14 protein-coding genes are annotated in these 17,814 nt (G+C 45.1%); all 14 read left to right on the plus strand.

Features of this window, described 5'->3' with window-relative positions; genetic code table 11:
• A complete protein-coding gene (gene pcrA / locus F9802_RS14240; protein WP_152153104.1) occupies window positions 1–2,202 on the plus strand; it encodes a DNA helicase PcrA in 2,202 nt (733 codons plus the stop codon).
• Window positions 2,203–2,219: 17 nt separating this feature from the next.
• Window positions 2,220–4,226 carry an NAD-dependent DNA ligase LigA gene (gene ligA, locus F9802_RS14245; RefSeq protein ID WP_152153106.1) on the plus strand — a complete coding sequence of 669 codons (2,007 nt, stop codon included), beginning with the start codon at window positions 2,220–2,222 and terminating at the stop codon, window positions 4,224–4,226.
• A 52-nt stretch (window positions 4,227–4,278) separates the two neighbouring features.
• Window positions 4,279–5,409 (plus strand): CamS family sex pheromone protein, encoded by a 1,131-nt coding sequence (locus tag F9802_RS14250; RefSeq protein WP_152153410.1) that lies wholly within the window; start codon window positions 4,279–4,281, stop codon window positions 5,407–5,409.
• Window positions 5,410–5,563: 154 nt separating this feature from the next.
• The gene (locus tag F9802_RS14255; RefSeq protein WP_152153108.1) at window positions 5,564–5,956 is read left to right on the plus strand and encodes a GntR family transcriptional regulator; all 393 of its coding nucleotides are present in this window, start codon (window positions 5,564–5,566) and stop codon (window positions 5,954–5,956) included.
• Entirely contained in the window at window positions 5,943–6,842 is a 900-nt protein-coding gene (locus tag F9802_RS14260) for an ABC transporter ATP-binding protein (RefSeq protein ID WP_152153110.1), read from the plus strand. Before F9802_RS14255 ends, F9802_RS14260 begins: the two co-directional genes overlap by 14 nt.
• Window positions 6,817–8,796 (plus strand): hypothetical protein, encoded by a 1,980-nt coding sequence (locus F9802_RS14265; RefSeq protein ID WP_152153112.1) that lies wholly within the window; start codon window positions 6,817–6,819, stop codon window positions 8,794–8,796. Before F9802_RS14260 ends, F9802_RS14265 begins: the two co-directional genes overlap by 26 nt.
• 301 nt (window positions 8,797–9,097) lie before the next feature.
• Complete coding sequence (aceA, locus tag F9802_RS14270; RefSeq protein WP_152153114.1) at window positions 9,098–10,387, plus strand: isocitrate lyase; 1,290 nt, start codon at window positions 9,098–9,100, stop codon at window positions 10,385–10,387.
• A 350-nt stretch (window positions 10,388–10,737) separates the two neighbouring features.
• The gene (gene gatC, locus F9802_RS14275; protein ID WP_152153116.1) at window positions 10,738–11,028 is read left to right on the plus strand and encodes an Asp-tRNA(Asn)/Glu-tRNA(Gln) amidotransferase subunit GatC; all 291 of its coding nucleotides are present in this window, start codon (window positions 10,738–10,740) and stop codon (window positions 11,026–11,028) included.
• A gap of 12 nt (window positions 11,029–11,040) precedes the next feature.
• Entirely contained in the window at window positions 11,041–12,498 is a 1,458-nt protein-coding gene (gene gatA / locus F9802_RS14280; protein WP_152153118.1) for an Asp-tRNA(Asn)/Glu-tRNA(Gln) amidotransferase subunit GatA, read from the plus strand.
• A gap of 13 nt (window positions 12,499–12,511) precedes the next feature.
• Window positions 12,512–13,942: an Asp-tRNA(Asn)/Glu-tRNA(Gln) amidotransferase subunit GatB gene (gene gatB, locus F9802_RS14285; protein ID WP_152153119.1), complete on the plus strand. Its 1,431-nt coding sequence runs from the start codon at window positions 12,512–12,514 to the stop codon at window positions 13,940–13,942.
• Window positions 13,943–14,576: 634 nt separating this feature from the next.
• Complete coding sequence (locus F9802_RS14290; protein ID WP_191991992.1) at window positions 14,577–15,545, plus strand: nuclease-related domain-containing protein; 969 nt, start codon at window positions 14,577–14,579, stop codon at window positions 15,543–15,545.
• Window positions 15,546–15,618: 73 nt separating this feature from the next.
• A complete protein-coding gene (locus F9802_RS14295) occupies window positions 15,619–16,389 on the plus strand; it encodes an alpha/beta hydrolase (RefSeq protein ID WP_152153123.1) in 771 nt (256 codons plus the stop codon).
• A 94-nt stretch (window positions 16,390–16,483) separates the two neighbouring features.
• Window positions 16,484–17,062, plus strand: coding sequence for a LemA family protein (locus F9802_RS14300; protein WP_152153124.1), 579 nt, complete (start codon window positions 16,484–16,486; stop codon window positions 17,060–17,062).
• Window positions 17,059–17,808 carry a TPM domain-containing protein gene (locus F9802_RS14305; protein ID WP_404799174.1) on the plus strand — a complete coding sequence of 250 codons (750 nt, stop codon included), beginning with the start codon at window positions 17,059–17,061 and terminating at the stop codon, window positions 17,806–17,808. The genes F9802_RS14300 and F9802_RS14305 overlap by 4 nt, the downstream gene beginning before the upstream one ends.
• Window positions 17,809–17,814 lie beyond the last annotated feature (6 nt).

Below are 17,814 nucleotides of genomic sequence, written 5' to 3' on the forward strand. Positions count from 1 at the left end.
ATGCAATTTTTAACTGAAAAACTATTGACGGGTTTGAATACAGAACAGCAGGAAGCTGTAAAAACAACGGAAGGCCCGCTTCTCATCATGGCAGGGGCAGGCTCCGGGAAGACAAGGGTGCTGACACACCGGATTGCTTATTTAATGGTGGAAAAAGGCGTCAACCCGTATAACATTCTGGCGATCACGTTTACAAACAAGGCCGCGCGAGAGATGAAAGACCGGATCGGCCGGCTGCTCGGCGGGGCAGCGGAAGAGATTTGGATTTCCACGTTCCATTCCATGTGTGTACGGATTTTGCGCAGAGATATCGACCGGATCGGCTACAACCGCAACTTTACAATTTTAGATACGACAGACCAGCAATCGGTCATTAAAGGCGTGTTAAAAGAAAAAAACCTTGATCCGAAAAAGTTTGACCCACGTGGCATCTTAGCGGCAATCAGCTCAGCTAAAAACGAACTCATTGACCCGGAAACATTCAGCAGACAGCAAGGCAGCTACATGGATCAAGTTGTCAGCGAAGTGTACACCGAATATCAAAAACGGCTGAAAAAAAACCAGGCACTCGATTTTGACGATTTAATTATGATCACGATCCAACTGTTTCAGCGCGTACCGGAAGTGCTCGAGTTTTATCAACGGAAATTTCAATACATTCATGTTGATGAGTATCAGGACACAAATCGCGCTCAATACATGTTAGTAAAGCTTTTGGCGAGCCGCTTTCAGAATTTGTGTGTGGTCGGTGACTCGGACCAGTCCGTGTATGGCTGGCGGGGAGCGGACATTGCCAATATCCTTTCTTTTGAAAAAGATTATCCACAGTCACAGGCGATTTTTCTGGAACAGAATTATCGGTCGACGAAGCGGATTTTGCAGGCGGCCAATGAAGTGATTCAAAATAACTTGAACAGAAAGCCGAAGAATTTGTGGACAGAAAACGCAGATGGACGCAATATTACGTATTTTCGCGGGGATAATCAGCAGACAGAAGCGCAGTTTGTTGCGGGGAAAATACAGGAACTTGCGGACAGCGGCAAGCGTAAGCGGGCAGAGATGGCGATTTTATACCGTACGAACGCCCAGTCCCGTGTGATTGAGGAAGTATTAATGAAATCCAACATCGATTATACGATTGTCGGCGGCATCAAGTTCTACGATCGTAAAGAGATTAAAGACTTGCTCGCTTATTTGCGGCTGATTGCGAATCCGGCGGATGACATCAGCTTGCAGCGGGTTATTAACGTGCCAAAGCGCGGGCTCGGCTCAACGTCACTCGATAAAATTTCCCGGTATGCCCAGGATAATGACTTGACGATGTATGAAGCGCTCGCGGAAGCGGATTTTATTGGACTGAGTGGAAAAGCAGCGAAAACGGCGATTGATTTCCGCCGGCTGATTGAAACGTATACACAGCAGCAGGAATACTTATCCGTTTCTGAATTAGTGGAAGAAGTACTAGAGCGTTCCGGTTACCGGGACATGCTGAAAGCGGAGAAAACGATCGAATCGCAAAGCAGGCTGGAAAACATTGAAGAGTTTCTTTCCGTTACGAAAAACTTTGAAGACAATAGCGAAGATAAAAGCTTAATCGCCTTTTTAACAGATTTGGCCCTTGTCGCGGATATTGACCAAATTGGAAAAGAGGAAGAAGTGCAAGATGCTGTTGTGCTGATGACTCTTCACTCTGCCAAAGGGCTGGAATTCCCAGTCGTCTTTTTAATGGGAATGGAAGAAGGCGTCTTTCCGCACAGCCGCTCCTTGATGGATGAAGGAGAAATGGAAGAAGAGAGGCGTTTGGCCTATGTCGGAATAACTAGAGCGGAAGAAGAGCTTTATTTGACAAATGCGCAAATGCGTACTTTGTACGGACGGACAAACATGAACCCTGTTTCGCGTTTTATTAGTGAAATTCCGGCTGATTTAATAGATGACTTGGCAGCGAGTCAAAGGGTCAATACATCGTTCGGGTTGAAAACCCAGCCGGCCCGGCGACCGGTCATGCGTCCGCAGGTCAAAACAGCGGGCTCTGGGGCAGATTGGAAAGTCGGTGACAAAGCGAGCCATAAAAAGTGGGGGACAGGCACCGTCGTTAGCGTTAAAGGAAGCGGTGACAGTGTTGAGCTGGACATCGCATTCCCGAGCCCGACCGGAATTAAACGTCTGCTGGCGAAGTTTGCCCCGATTGAAAAAGCGTAAATGAAGGAGTGGACAACATGGATTCACAAGCTGCTGAAAAAAGAGTACAGGAGCTGCATAATGTATTAAACCAATATAATTATGAGTATTATGTGCTAGACCAGCCGTCTGTGCCTGACTCTGAATACGACCGCTTAACGCAGGAGCTGCTGCAGCTGGAAGAAAAGTTCCCTGAGCTGCAAACGCCAGACTCGCCTACTCAGCGCGTCGGCGGCGAAGTGTTGGATACGTTTAAAAAAGTACGGCATGATGCGCCGATGCTGAGCCTCTCGAATGCATTTAATGAGGAAGACTTGCGTGATTTCGACCGGCGGGTAAAGCAGGCCCTGGATGAAGGCAGCTATTCCTATGTGTGCGAACTAAAAATTGACGGCCTGGCTGTTTCGTTAAAATATGAAAATGGTTTATTTATTCAAGGGGCTACACGGGGAGACGGCACAGTCGGCGAAGATATTTCCGCCAATTTAAAAACGATCCGCTCCATTCCGCTGCGCATAAAAGAGCCATATACGATGGAAGTGCGTGGTGAAGCGTTTATGCCGAAGCAATCATTTATCGCGTTAAATGCGACACGTGATGAAAAAGGAGAAGAACCGTTTGCCAATCCCCGCAATGCAGCGGCAGGGTCTTTGCGTCAGCTTGACCCACGCATTGCGGCTTCCCGCAACTTGGATATTTTCTTATATGGAGTAGCAGGAGCAGAAGAAACCGGCATCACTACTCATAGTGGAAGTCTGGAATTGTTAGACCGGCTTAGCTTTAAAACAAATAAAGAACGAAAAGTGTGCCGTACGATCGATGAAGTGATTAGTTATGTCGGCAGCTGGGCTGACAAGCGGCCAAAGCTGCCTTATGAAATCGATGGCATCGTTATTAAAGTAGATTCACTTGAGCAGCAAAAAGAACTCGGGGCAACGGCGAAGAGTCCACGCTGGGCTATCGCATTTAAATTTCCGGCCGAAGAAGTGGTGACAAAGCTGACAGGCATTACGCTAAGCGTCGGCCGGACGGGCGTTGTCACGCCGACCGCTCTTTTGCAGCCGGTGAAAGTGGCGGGAACAACAGTACAAAGAGCGACGCTTCACAACGAAGACTTAATTCGGGAAAAAGACATTAAAATCGGTGACTTTGTCGTCATTAAAAAAGCGGGCGATATTATTCCTGAAGTAGTGAATGTCATTGCCGAGCGCCGAACGGGGGAAGAAGAAGAGTTTTCTATGCCGACACACTGCCCGGAGTGTGAAAGTGAACTCATCCGTCTCGAAGGGGAAGTGGCGCTTCGCTGCATGAATCCAAAGTGCCCGGCGCAAATTCGAGAAGGCATGATTCACTTCGTTTCCCGCAACGCGATGAATATTGACGGGCTGGGTGAAAAAGTGATTGCCCAGCTGTATAGAAGCGGCCTTGTACACGATGTGTCCGACTTGTATCGTCTGACGAAAGAGCAGCTTCTCCATCTTGAGCGGATGGGTGAAAAATCGACCGACAACTTATTGAATGCCATTGAAGCATCGAAAGTTAACTCACTGGAGAAGCTGTTATTTGGCCTTGGCATTCGTCACGTCGGAGCAAAAGCTGCGAAAACGCTCTCCCAGCATTTTGAAACGATGGAAGCACTCGCTGATGCCAATTTGGAACAGTTGACATCCATTCATGAAATCGGCGATAAAATGGCAGAAGCAGTCGTGACGTACTTTAACCAGCCGGAAGTGAGTGAGTTGATCGCCAAACTGCAAGCTGCCGGTGTCAATATGGCTTATAACGGGCCGAAGCTTGCGGCAGTGGCCGCATCTGATTCTTTCTTTGCGGGAAAAACAGTCGTCTTGACGGGGAAACTGCATCAGTTGACCCGCAATGAAGCGAAAGAACGGATTGAAGCCCTCGGCGGAAAAGTGGCAGGCAGTGTCAGTAAAAACACGGACCTTGTCATTGCCGGTGAAGAAGCGGGATCCAAGCTGGATAAAGCCGTGCAGCTGAACATCGAAGTATGGGATGAACAAAAGCTGTTGGACGAACTTAATTAAGTAAGAGGTGGCTCGTTTGAATAAAAAAGTATTTTCCGCTGCACTCGCTGCCATGCTACTGGCTAGCGGGTGTGTACCGAAATTAGAGAAAAAAGAAGAAGTGATTCAGGAGGATGGCAAACAGGAAAAAGCAATTATCCCAAACTATCAAATTTCCGAAAACTTTTACCGGACAATTGTGCCATTTAAACCGGGAAAAGCGAGAGGGATGGTCGTCTCCAATTTAAATACGCGCTACGACATCGTCGAGTTTGAAACAGGCTTGATGAGAATTGCCCAAGATCATTTTTCTCCGGAAAAATATTTATTTCAAGAAGGACAAATGCTCGACGGTGACACAGTGAGAGCTTGGCTGAAACGCAAATATACAGCGGAACAGCTGGAAGAGAAGAAGTTAAAGCCGGAAGAAAATCTTGGTTTGAATCCAGTGGACAGCGGAAAAGGATCAACGGAACAGCGCAACGAAAAAAGCCCGATTTATTTAGCGCATGTGATGGAACACAATTACTTGACGAAAACAGATAAAAACTCGCTGCAGCTTTCAGGAGCGGTTATCGGCCTTGCCTTAAATTCCGTGCACTATTACACGAAAGAGAAGTACGGGGCGGTATACGATTATAAAATCTCTGCAGAAGAAGTTGAGCGGGAAGGTAAGAAAATAGCTGAAGAAGTAGCAAAAAGAGTGAGGACGACGAAAGGGCTGAAAGATGTACCTGTCACGATTGCTTTATTCAAGCAAGAAGCTCAAAACTCGGTCGTACCTGGTAACTTTATCGCATACACTCACCTCGATGCCAATGACGACACAATCGGCAGCTGGGAAAAAGTGAACGAGAAATATTACTTGTTCCCGTCCGCACAAGCAGAAAAAGACCATCGGGACGACATGACATACTTTTTAAACTTTAAGCAGGATGTAGAAAAGTATTTTAAAAACTACAATGGCGTCGTTGGAAAAGCGCTTTACAACGGCGAAGAATTAGTTGATTTAAAAATTGAAATCCCGATTCAATTTTACGGAAAAGCAGAAGCTATCGGATTTACCCAATTTGTCACGGGATTGATTATGGATCACTTTCCTGCTTACATTCCGGTAGAAGTGACGATTTCTTCCGTCAGCGGACCGGAAGCGTTAATTGTGAGGAAAGCCAATAGTAAAGAACCTGAAGTGCATATTTACTAACGATGTTGTCCGATTAATAAACAATTTGAGAAAAGCAGCTTGGAGGAATTCCAGAGCTGTTTTTCTTTTTTTTACAAAAAAGATTGCTATTTTTCATCAACTGTATTATATATATTAATACAGTTAATACGGTTTGCCGAAAGGAAGAGAAGCGATGTTTACGATTGATACGAGGAGCCGTATACCAATTTATGAGCAGCTTATGGGCAAGTTGAAAGAGCTCATTATTCGTGAAGTGTGGAAAGAAGATGAACAATTGCCGTCAGTCCGGTCACTTGCCCAAGAGTTGACGATTAATCCGAACACGATTCAAAAGGCGTACCGTGAGCTTGAGCGGGAAGGGTACATTTACTCCATTCCCGGCAAGGGGAGCTTTGTCGCGCCTGTGAAAAAAGAAATAAGCGGGGAGCGGATGATGGTGCTGAAAAAAGAGCTTGAACGGATTGTTGGGGAGATTTTATTTTTAGGGGTAACGAAAGAAGATGTGATCCGTCTCATTGAAAAAATGGATGCACCGGAAAGAGGGAGCGAAGATGATAATAGCTGAAAAAGTGTCGAAGCGGTTTGGGAGCTATGATGCGGTGAAAGATGTATCCATTCATGTGAAAAAAGGATCGATTTATGGACTGCTCGGATCGAATGGAGCTGGAAAAACCACTTTGTTGAAAATGATGACGGGCATCATTCGACCGGATAGAGGAACGGCAAAGGTGGAAGAAGTATCAGTATACGAGAGACCAGAAGCGAAAGAGAGAATTTTATTCATTCCTGATCAGCCGTATTTCTTTCAACACGCAACGCTCATGCAGGTGTCTTCATTTTATGAAGCTGTATATAAACGCTGGAGCGGTGAACGATTCCGGCAGCTTTATGAACACTTCAGCCTGAATCCTCATTTGAGACTTTCCCGCATGTCAAAAGGGATGCAGCGGCAGGCGGCATTTATTTTAACTTTATCCGTTATGCCAGATGTGCTTGTGCTTGATGAACCGTTTGACGGCCTTGATCCGGTCGTGCGCCAACAGGTGAAAAATTTGCTTATTCAAGATGTAAGTGCGCGGGAAATGACGGTACTTGTTTCCTCTCATAACTTGCGCGAAATGGAGGACTTTTGTGACAGCGTAGGTGTTATGCACAAAGGCGGATTATTATTTGAGCGTGATTTAGAAGAATTAAAGACGGACGTTTGCAAAGTACAAGTGGCGTTTCGGCAAATGCCGGATCAGTCGTTTTTGGCCGGCATGAACGTATTGCATCATGAAAAGCGGGGGCGCGTGTTAACTTGCATTGTGCGCGGACAGGAAGAAGAGATTTATCGGCATGTACAGTCATTTGAACCGGCGATCTTTGACATTCTGCCGCTGACGCTTGAAGAAATATTTACGTATGAAATGGGGAGTGTCGGCTATGAAATCCGGAATCTTATCGTTTAATAAAGGCTTGTTTCGGCAGCATACCCGCTCCGTATTATGGATGAGCATCTTTTTTATGCTTGCGCTGCTCGTTGTCCTGCCGCTCTTTATATGGATGATCTTTATGAGAGAAGAAACGCTGGAATATTATTTTCAGGGGAACTATGAAAATGGGTTACTTGCTTTTTCGTATTCTATTCAATATATCACTCTTATTATATTTCCCGTCATTGCTGGACTGATTTTGACCAATTATCTGACGAAAAAGGGCTCGTCTGACTTTATGCACAGCCTACCATTTAAGCGGGAAACGTTATTGACACATGTGTATATGGCCGGCGGTACGGCATTGGTCCTCCCGATTGTGTTGAATGGACTTGTCTTAATAATTATGCGGCCATTGATCAAACCGTCCGTTTACACGATAGGCGATGTGGCAGGCTGGTTGGGCATTTCATTGTTAGTCGTCTTATTGATGTTTGTTGTGACTGTGTTTGTTGGATTGTTTATCGGATCACCGCTGCTGCAGGGGGTGATGGCTTACGGTATTTTCGTTTTACCGGGAGCGCTTATTATGCTCTTCGTGGCCAATGCGCGCTTTTTTATTAACGGACTCGCTGCGGAAGCCTATATCAATAAAGTGATGTCCGAGGGGATTTTTTTAGTCCGGGCCTCGATGATTGTAGAAAAACCATTCAGCGAAATGGAGTTAACGGTGTATACCGGACTTGTCGTCCTGCTGGTTGTCATTTCTTATATTGTCTATAAAGCAAGGCCGGCAGAAGCCGTGGATGAGCCGATTGTTTTTCCGTTTTTCCGCTGGCTGTTTATTTTTTCCTTCACGCTCGCTGCTATGCTCATTGGCGGGTTATACTTCGGGGAATTTCTTGACGGGGCGTTCGGTTGGACGCTGCTCGGCTACATCATCGGTGCATTGGCCGGATATACGATTTTACAAATGATCGTGCAGAAAACATTGCGGCTTATATGGCCGTGGAAAGGTTTTGTTCTATACGTTGCTGCTTTAGTTATTCTGTTCATACCAGTTGCTACTTTTACCAGCTTCTACGAAGAAAAGGTTCCGGCGGAAAACGAAGTGGCGAAAGTGTATGTCGGCGACAATACATTTTACAACCCGTCTTATACAGGCGAGCTTCCAAACTCCGCTGCTGTTGATAGACAAAGGATAGGATACATGGAAGAAAGAGAGTCCGTCCATCAAAGCATCGATCTTCATAAACAATTGATTAAGAGCGGAGAGCCCTCCAAGCGAATGGCTCATCAAATAGGAATTGCTTATGAGCTAAAAGACGGAAGCCGCATGGAACGCCAGTATTATGTAGATACGGAACAATTAAATGAACTGACACAGGAATTAAGAAACAATGAAGAATTCAAACGAAAAACGAGTTCGATTTTTGCCATCTCCCGACCTGAAAAAATCAGTTATTTAGCCGTCGCTGATTATTGGAACGGAACAAGTCAGATGCGTATTACTGATCAGAAAGAAATGGCGGCCATGATCCAGGCGATGAAACATGACGTCATAAATGAAAAATCCCGTCGTTTTACGGACTATGATTTTTCAAATATTGGCGAAGTGCAAGTTTGGTTTACCGATGGACAGATGATGTCTGTACCGATTTATCTTGATCAGGAACAAACAATAAATTATATTCGCCAAAAAGGGAAGGATGGCGGATTTGCTTCGGCAGATCAAGTGGCGGAAGCTTATATTTTAACGACTGACACGCCGGAGCGGCGCAGGATGCTGGTGGATTATATTTATGAAAAGTCGGAAGCGCCAGGAGAGGCGGTATTAACTGATTTTCCAATGCCTGCCAAGAAAATAACTGATCCCAATCAATTGAAAGAGCTGCTTAATCCGGCTCTTCTAAGCCAGGATGGCGACCGTACCTTATTAATTCAATGGAAAGGGAATGGCGCAATCTCTGCGGTGGGAATAAAAAATTAAAAAATAAAACATGCTTTAAACCTTGCTGTTGAGGCTTTCTCAACAGCTTTTTTATTTTCGTCGAATGAAAATTTTAAATTATTTGAAAAATAGTGTTCCCTTTTTAATTCTTCTGTTATATAATACGATTAACAGATAATAACTGTAGTATAACAAGGGGGATCAAACGATTCAGCCAGAAACTACACAGACAGCAGGCATTAGAGAGGGTAATGCCAAATAGACGGGGGCAGCTCTGTTACATAATTTTTAAAAACAGCAGTTGCTAAACATTCATAAAAAATATTTGGGAGGAATGAACATGACAAACAAACGCGTTCAACAATTACAGGAGCAATGGGAAAATGATAAAAGATGGGAAGGGATCACTCGTCCTTATTCTGCCGAAGAAGTAATCAAATTGCGTGGATCTATCGATATTGAGCATACACTGGCGCGCCGCGGAGCAGAAAAACTATGGAACTATTTAAATACAGAAAACTTCATTAACGCTCTTGGCGCCCTTACTGGAAACCAGGCTGTGCAACAAGTAAAAGCCGGTTTAAAAGCCATTTACTTGAGTGGGTGGCAAGTAGCAGCAGATGCGAACCTTTCCGGCCATATGTATCCGGACCAAAGCTTGTACCCGGCTAACAGTGTGCCGAGCGTCGTGAAACGCATTAATCAGGCGCTTCAGCGTGCGGATCAGATCGCTCACATGGAAGGTGACGACTCCATTGATTACTTTGCGCCGATCGTAGCGGATGCAGAAGCAGGCTTCGGCGGACAGCTGAACGTATTTGAACTAATGAAAGGCATGATCGAATCAGGAGCGGCAGGCGTTCACTTTGAAGATCAGCTCGCTTCAGAGAAAAAATGCGGCCATTTAGGCGGAAAAGTTCTTCTGCCAACAAAAACAGCCGTGAAAAACTTAGTTGCTGCCCGCCTTGCAGCAGACGTCATGGGAACTCCGACACTGCTCGTTGCCCGTACAGATGCAAATGCGGCTGATTTAATCACGAGTGACTTCGACCCGACTGATGCACCGTTCATCACTGGCGAGCGCACAGCTGACGGTTTCTTCCGCACAAAAGCTGGTCTCGACCAAGCGATTGCCCGCGGTCTTGCTTATGCACCGTACGCAGACTTGATCTGGTGTGAAACATCTGAGCCGGATCTTGATGAAGCACGCCGTTTTGCAGAAGCGATCCATGAGAAGTTCCCTGGCAAAATGCTTGCATACAACTGCTCGCCTTCATTTAACTGGAAAGCGAAGCTGGATGATGAAACAATTGAAAAGTTCCAAGTGGAACTTGGAAAAATGGGATATAAATTCCAGTTCGTTACACTTGCTGGCTTCCATTCTTTGAACCACAGCATGTTCCAACTGGCAAACGGCTACAAAGATCGCGGCATGGGTGCTTACTCCGAATTGCAACAGGCGGAATTTGATTCCGAAAAAGATGGTTACACAGCTACCCGCCATCAGCGTGAAGTCGGTACTGGCTACTTTGACCAAGTATCCATGATCGTTTCCGGCGGCGAATCTTCCACAACAGCTTTAAAAGGCTCAACAGAAGAAGAGCAATTCCAAGCTCAAACTCAATCATAATATTTGTATTCAAACTGCCTTCAAACTCTTATTTGAAGGCAGTTTTTTCTGTATAAGAAGAGGTAGACGTAATCGTGAACAAATCGGTTGAAATGCTGAACAACGTGTTGAAATCGTGAACAAACCCGCTGAAATGCTGAACAACGTGCTGAAATCGTGAACAAAACCGCCGAAATGATGAACACCACGGGGATTTCTTTCTTTAGAAGCTACTTGAACGAGAGAAGGCATGGTAAAATAAAGTTTGGAAATACAGCGTTTTATCTGATGGGTTATTGCTAGTAAACGTTGAAATTTGATAAGATGAATAGTATTGTGACCGTTTGATACTTTATTGGAGGTGAAGGAAATTGTCACGAATTTCCGAAGAGCAAGTCAGACATGTGGCTAACCTCGCACGCCTGGCTATAACAGATGAAGAAGTAGAAATGTTTACGGCTCAGCTTGATGATATTATCGGATTTGCCGAGCAATTAAATGAACTGGATACAACGGGAATCAAGCCGACTTCCCACGTGTTGGACATGAAGAATGTTTTGCGTGAAGACAAGTCTGCACCAGGACTGCCGCGCGAAGAAGTATTGAAAAATGCCCCGGATCATGAAAATGGGCAAATCCGAGTCCCGGCTATCATTGAGTAAGGAGAGAACAGGATGTCATTATTTAATCATACATTGACTGAACTTCACGACCTTTTACATAAAAAAGAAGTATCCATCACTGATTTAGTGGATGAATCTTATAAAAGAATTAGCGAAGTGGAAGGCAAAGTCAAAGCTTTTATCACATTAGATGAAGAAAATGCCCGCAAGCAGGCGGAAGTTCTGCAAGGGAAAATTGGCACAGATGAAGCCAAAGGCCTTTTGTTTGGTATGCCGATCGGGATTAAAGATAATATTGTCACGAAAGGGCTGCGCACAACGAGCGGCAGCCAGATATTACATAACTTTGATCCGATTTACGATGCGACTGTCATGAACAAGCTTCACGAGGCAAATGCTATTACAATCGGTAAGTTAAATATGGATGAGTTCGCAATGGGATCGTCCACTGAAAATTCCAGCTATCAAAAAACAGCCAACCCGTGGAATTTAGAACGGGTACCAGGTGGTTCTTCCGGCGGTTCCGCCGCTGCAGTAGCGGCAGGAGAAGTGCCTTTCTCACTTGGTTCCGATACAGGCGGTTCGATTCGTCAGCCAGCTGCTTTTTGCGGCGTTGTTGGGTTAAAGCCGACATTTGGCCGGGTATCGCGTTTCGGTTTAATCGCTTTTGCTTCATCATTGGATCAAATCGGCCCGATTACACGCAGCGTGGAAGACAATGCCCGCTTATTAGAAGCTATTTCCGGTGTGGATTCATTGGACGCCACTTCAGCGGACGTGCCGGTAGACTCCTATTCTGAAGCATTAACTGGTGATATTAAAGGCTTAAAAATTGCTGTGCCGAAAGAATATCTTGGTGAAGGTGTATCAGAAGATGTGCGCCAGTCCGTTCTAAATGCATTGAAAGTATTGGAAGGACTAGGAGCCACTTGGGAAGAAGTATCTCTTCCGCATTCGAAATACGGATTGGCGACTTATTATTTGCTGTCTTCTTCAGAAGCGTCTTCCAACTTAGCCCGCTTTGACGGCATCCGCTATGGCTACCGGACAGAAAACGCGGAAAACTTAATTGATCTTTACAAAAAAACACGCGCAGAAGGCTTCGGTGATGAAGTAAAGCGCCGCATTATGCTCGGAACATTTGCTTTAAGCTCCGGCTATTACGATGCGTATTATAAAAAAGCGCAGCAAGTGCGTACGCTAATTAAAAAAGACTTTGAAGACGTATTTGAAAATTATGACGTCATCATTGGACCGACAACGCCGACGCCGGCCTTTAAAATCGGCGAAAATATTGACGATCCGCTGACGATGTATGCGAACGATATTTTAACCATTCCTGTCAACCTGGCAGGGGTGCCAGGCATTTCTGTGCCGTGCGGATTCTCAGACGGCATGCCGCTTGGACTGCAAATCATCGGTAAGCATTTTGACGAGAAAACAGTATACCGTACCGCTCATGCGTACGAGCAGGCAACAAATTTCCATCAACAGAAACCAACGCTGTAAGGGGTGAATAAACATGAACTTTGAAACGGTTATTGGATTAGAAGTCCACGTAGAGCTAAAAACAGAATCAAAAATCTTTTCTTCCGCTCCTGCTCACTTTGGAGCAGAGCCGAACACGAATACAACGGTCATCGATCTTGCTTATCCGGGTATACTGCCCGTGTTAAACAAACAGGCAGTGGAATTCGCCATGAAAGCAGCGATGGCGTTAAACTGTGAAGTAGCAACAGAAACAAAATTCGACCGTAAAAACTATTTTTATCCGGATAATCCGAAAGCATATCAAATTTCCCAGTTTGATCAACCGATCGGCGAAAACGGCTGGATTGAAATTGAAGTGAACGGCGAAAAGAAAAAAATCGGCATTACTCGCCTTCATTTAGAGGAAGATGCCGGTAAACTAACACACTCCGGCAACGGTTATTCCCTTGTTGACTATAACCGCCAAGGGACACCGCTCGTTGAAATCGTCTCCGAGCCGGATATCCGCACGCCGGAAGAAGCGTATGCGTATCTCGAAAAGTTGAAGTCCATCATTCAATATACAGAAGTATCCGACTGTAAAATGGAAGAAGGCTCGCTCCGTTGTGACGCGAACATTTCTCTGCGTCCGTACGGCCAAGAAGAGTTTGGCACGAAAGCTGAGCTGAAAAACTTAAACTCTTTTAACTTTGTCAGAAAAGGGCTGGAGTATGAAGAAAAGCGCCAGGCAGACGTGCTGTCTTCAGGCGGCGTCATCGAGCAGGAAACACGCCGTTTTGATGAATCAACAGGCAAAACATTGCTTATGCGTGTGAAAGAAGGATCTGATGATTACCGCTACTTCCCGGATCCGGATCTTGTCGAGCTTTACATTGATGACGAATGGAAAGAACGTGTGCGCGCATCCATTCCTGAGCTGCCGGATGAGCGGAAAGAACGTTACATGAACGAACTCGGCCTGCCGGCGCACGATGCAAAGGTTCTCACGATGACGAAAGAAATGGCTGACTTTTTTGAAGCGACTGTTCAAGAAGAAGCAGATGCCAAGCTTGCCTCCAACTGGCTGATGGGCGAAGTGTCCGCTTACTTGAACGCCGAAGGAAAAGAATTGGGGGAAGTCGCACTGACGCCAAAAGGATTGTCTGCGATGATCGCTTTAATCGAGAAAGGCACAATTTCCTCTAAAATTGCGAAAAAAGTGTTTAAAGAGCTCGTGGAAAATGGCGGCAATCCGGAAACAATCGTAAAAGAAAAAGGCCTCGTGCAAATTTCCGATGAAGGGGAATTACTGAAATTTATTACAGAAGCACTCGATGCCAACCCGCAATCAATCGAAGATTTTAAAAACGGGAAAAGTAAAGCAGTCGGCTTCCTCGTTGGCCAAATCATGAAAGCCTCCAAAGGCCAAGCTAACCCGTCTGTACTGAACAAACTATTACTTGAAGAAATTAAAAAACGATAAGAAATAATTAGAGCCTCTCAAGCAAATTGCTTGAGAGATTTTTTTAGGTGGAAAAGCGGGTGGTTCATGGAATACAGTGGATAAGTCAGTAAAAAGAGACCGCGCTTCATAAAAAGAGTGTGCTGATTCATGATATCCCGTCATTGATTCAGGAAACGCTGTCTGATTCAGGAAAATCAGCAGGCGGCTCAGTAAAAAGAGACCGCGAATCATGAAAAGAGTGTGCTGATTTATGATATCCCGTCTTCGCTTCATGAAACGCCGTCTGATTCAGGAAAATTAGCAGGCGGCTCAGTAAAAAGAGACCGCGAATCATGAAAAGAGTGTGCTGATTCATGATATCCCGTCATTGATTCAGGAAACGCTGTCTGATTCAGGAAAATCAGCAGGCGGCTCAGTAAAAAGAGACCGCGAATCATGAAAAGAGTGTGCTGATTCATGATATCCCGTCATTGATTCATGAAACGCTGTCTGATTCAGGAAAATCAGCAGGCGGCTCAGTAAAAAGAGACCGCGAATCATGAAAAGAGTGTGCTGATTGATGATATCTCGTCATTGATTCATGAAACGCTGTCTGATTCAGGAAAATCAGCGGCAAAGAAATAGGTACTATCATAATAAAAGGAGTGATTTTATGATTGTTAAAGAACGCGGCGTCCCGATTAAAGTAGTAAAGTTAGAGGCTTTGTTAAGAAGGTTGCCTGCTAATCATGGAAAGCGGCCGCTGATTGAAGAGGAGTTAGCCATCGCTCGAGCAGGTTTTCGTGGAGAGCAGTCGATTGATTATTATTTGCAGTTGCTCCCACATCCGCAGAACTTTTTCTTTCACGACCTTAGGTTGGCTGTCCGCGATCAGTTTTTTCAAATCGACACACTTCTCGCAGTGCCTGGTTACATGTTGATCATTGAGTTGAAAAACATAGCAGGCACCATTTTGTTTGAAGATCAATTTCAGCAAATGATCCGTATACTGGATGGAAAAGAAGAACGGTTTCCTAACCCTCTTTTACAGACATCCCGACAGAAGATGTTGCTGCAGGAATGGCTCGCTCAGCATAAGCTCCCGAAAACAGAAATTGATTCAGTGACCGTGTTTACGCACAATAAAACCATTATTAAATCCTCATCCAAAGACCCTCGTCTTAGCCAAAAAGTGATCCACATTGAACAACTTCCCCACTTTATTATGCAAATGAACCAGCAGCAATCTACCGACACTCTCATGAAAAAATCCCAGCGACAAATTACTTCCCTTCTTATTAAACACCATACACCGCTTGAATTAGACATTCTTCAGCGCTTTCAAATCAATGAAAAGGAATTGATCAAAGGAATTCTGTGTCCACAATGTACAGCTCTTCCTATGGTAAGAAAACGGCGAAAGTGGCACTGTCCGGCGTGTCTCACATACTCTCGTGATGCTCATCTCAATGCCCTCCAGGACTATTATCTGCTTTTGCGCCCAACGATCACGAATCAGCAGCTCCGGGGTTTTTTGCAGATATCCTGCGGGCAACTGGCTTATTATTTGCTTCGCTCTATGAACTTAGCTAGTCAAGGAACGAATAAGGGAAAAATATACACACTAAATTTTAATTCCTAGTTGACTTATAAGATATTCCGCATTAAAATATATATAACCAATAGAAATTATCGGAATTAAAGGAGGAGCCAATATGAACGAACAATATCCAGTTATCCCCGGTGCGGAATCATTTTATTTTGAAGGAAACGACATTGGAATTTTACTTTCTCATGGATTTATCGGAACGCCGCAAAGTGTGCGATTCGTAGGAGAGAAACTCGCAGAACAGGGGTTTACTGTGTTGGCTCCCCGGTTAAAAGGACACGGCACCCACTATCTTGATATGGAACAATGCACGCATGAAGATTGGTATGAAAGCTTAAAACGGGGGTATTTACAATTAAAAGAGCGTGGAAAGAAAGTATTCGTCATGGGCCAGTCAATGGGCGGCACGCTGGCGCTTAAGCTTGCAGCTGAATATAAAGACATCGAAGGGTTGATTATCATTAATACCGCCTTAACGCTGCCGGCTTTTGAACAATTTAAAAAATCTCCTGCTCCGCGTTTTATCGACGAAGGAAAACCGGATATTAAAGCGGGAGATGTGCATGAAATCTCCTATGAAAAAGCACCGGTACGCGCGATTCGCGAGCTGCAAAGGCTGATGGCAGAAGCACCGCCGGCAATCGGGAAAATTCAAGTTCCTGCTTTGTGCATCAAGTCGTTTACGGATCATGTCGTTCCGCCGGAAAATACTGTTTTTATTTACCGATCGCTTTCGTCTAAAAACAAACGGCTCGTCACGCTGCCGGATTCTTACCACGTTGCTTCCATGGATAACGATAAAGAATTGATCGCTGAGCAGGCAGCCCGTTTTATTAGGACATATACTTCTGTTCATCAATATGCTGCGGTAAAATAAAACACTTCTCTATATTTTGAGAAGTGTTTTATTTTGGTTTCTCACCGCATAAAAAGAGGTAAATACAAAAAGATAACATAAAGAGGTGAAGAGGATGAAAAAAGGTTTAGGGCCGCTGGCGATAATCGCTATTATTGTGGTTGTTCTGGCAGCGATGTTGATTCCGAGCTACAATGGCATGGTGGAAAAAGAAGAAAACGTCGATCAGGCGTATGCGCAAGTAGAAAACCAGTTACAGAGAAGGTTGGATTTAATTCCGAACTTAGTAAATACAGTTAAAGGGTTTGCCAGTCATGAGAAAGACGTGCTCAAAAATGTCTCCGATGCCCGTGCAAAACTGGCTGGTGCTGGATCTCCGCAAGAGCAGGCGGCAGCAAACGATGAGTTATCTGGGGCATTGAGCCGATTGCTCGTAGTCGTGGAAAATTATCCGCAATTAAAAGCGGACAGTAATTTTAAGCAGCTGATGGATGAGCTGGCCGGGACAGAAAATCGTTTAGCGGTCGCCCGCCAAGATTACAATGCCCAAGTAGCGGATTTTAATAAAAAAGTAAAACGGTTCCCAGGTTCATTGATGGCCGGCATTTTCGGTTTCGATGCGAAAGAATATTTTAAAGCGGATGCGGCAGCGAAAGAAGCGCCGAAAGTGGATTTTGAGGGTGTGCAGGAATGATGAAAAAAGCTGCTTTTTTTCTAGCAGCAGCAATCATTTTTTTACACGCTTTTTCTCTGCCGGCGCTGGCTGCAACAGCTCCGGCACCTGTAGGAGATATTTATGTTCAAGATTTTTCAGGCGTGTTAACCTCAGAGCAAAAAGCGGAGCTGATCCAACTAGGAAGGCAGCTTGAAGATGGAACAACGGCTCAAATCGCCGTGCTGACTGTGCCGTCAACGGAAGGAAGGCCAATCGAAGAATACTCCAATCAGGCGTTCCGGCAATACGGCCTTGGCAGCAAGAGGGATAACAACGGAGTGCTTCTAGTCGTAACGACAAAAGGCGGCAAGGGAGAAAGGCACTTTAGAGTGGAAGTCGGTTACGGTCTTGAAGGTGCGTTGCCTGACGGGAAAGTAGGCCGGATTTTAGACGAATATGGCTACCCTTATTTGGAAAACGAAGCCCCAGCTGAAGCGATTATGAATACGTATAAAGCACTTTACAATGAAACAGCTGCTGAGTACGACTGGGACGGCCACGCGGTCGAAGCGAAGCCTTATTATTCTGATGAAGGCGGCGGCATTAATCCGTTTTTGCTCATTGTTATTGCTGTCATTGTCATTTTTCTTGATATGAAATTTTTTGGAGGGATGTTGACGCACATTTTCCTCTCCATTCTTTCCCGCGGCGGGGGAGGAGGCGGAGGAAATCGCGGTGGTGGTGGCGGTTCTTCCGGAGGAGGCGGCGCGGGCAGAAACTGGTAAGGGGCT

Origin of the sequence: Bacillus aerolatus (assembly GCF_009183655.1) — a bacterium.
Classification (GTDB): domain Bacteria; phylum Bacillota; class Bacilli; order Bacillales; family Domibacillaceae; genus Pseudobacillus; species Pseudobacillus aerolatus.

Bases quoted from the DNA above. Each gene is read 5' to 3' on its own strand.
- pcrA (WP_152153104.1), top strand. From the start codon at position 1: ATGCAATTTTTAACTGAAAAACTATTGACGGGTTTGAATACAGAACAG.
- ligA (WP_152153106.1), top strand. From the start codon at position 2,220: ATGGATTCACAAGCTGCTGAAAAAAGAGTACAGGAGCTGCATAATGTA.
- F9802_RS14250 (WP_152153410.1), top strand. From the start codon at position 4,279: ATGCTACTGGCTAGCGGGTGTGTACCGAAATTAGAGAAAAAAGAAGAA.
- F9802_RS14255 (WP_152153108.1), top strand. From the start codon at position 5,564: ATGTTTACGATTGATACGAGGAGCCGTATACCAATTTATGAGCAGCTT.
- F9802_RS14260 (WP_152153110.1), top strand. From the start codon at position 5,943: ATGATAATAGCTGAAAAAGTGTCGAAGCGGTTTGGGAGCTATGATGCG.
- F9802_RS14265 (WP_152153112.1), top strand. From the start codon at position 6,817: ATGAAATCCGGAATCTTATCGTTTAATAAAGGCTTGTTTCGGCAGCAT.
- aceA (WP_152153114.1), top strand. From the start codon at position 9,098: ATGACAAACAAACGCGTTCAACAATTACAGGAGCAATGGGAAAATGAT.
- gatA (WP_152153118.1), top strand. From the start codon at position 11,041: ATGTCATTATTTAATCATACATTGACTGAACTTCACGACCTTTTACAT.
- gatB (WP_152153119.1), top strand. From the start codon at position 12,512: ATGAACTTTGAAACGGTTATTGGATTAGAAGTCCACGTAGAGCTAAAA.
- F9802_RS14290 (WP_191991992.1), top strand. From the start codon at position 14,577: ATGATTGTTAAAGAACGCGGCGTCCCGATTAAAGTAGTAAAGTTAGAG.
- F9802_RS14295 (WP_152153123.1), top strand. From the start codon at position 15,619: ATGAACGAACAATATCCAGTTATCCCCGGTGCGGAATCATTTTATTTT.
- F9802_RS14300 (WP_152153124.1), top strand. From the start codon at position 16,484: ATGAAAAAAGGTTTAGGGCCGCTGGCGATAATCGCTATTATTGTGGTT.
- F9802_RS14305 (WP_404799174.1), top strand. From the start codon at position 17,059: ATGATGAAAAAAGCTGCTTTTTTTCTAGCAGCAGCAATCATTTTTTTA.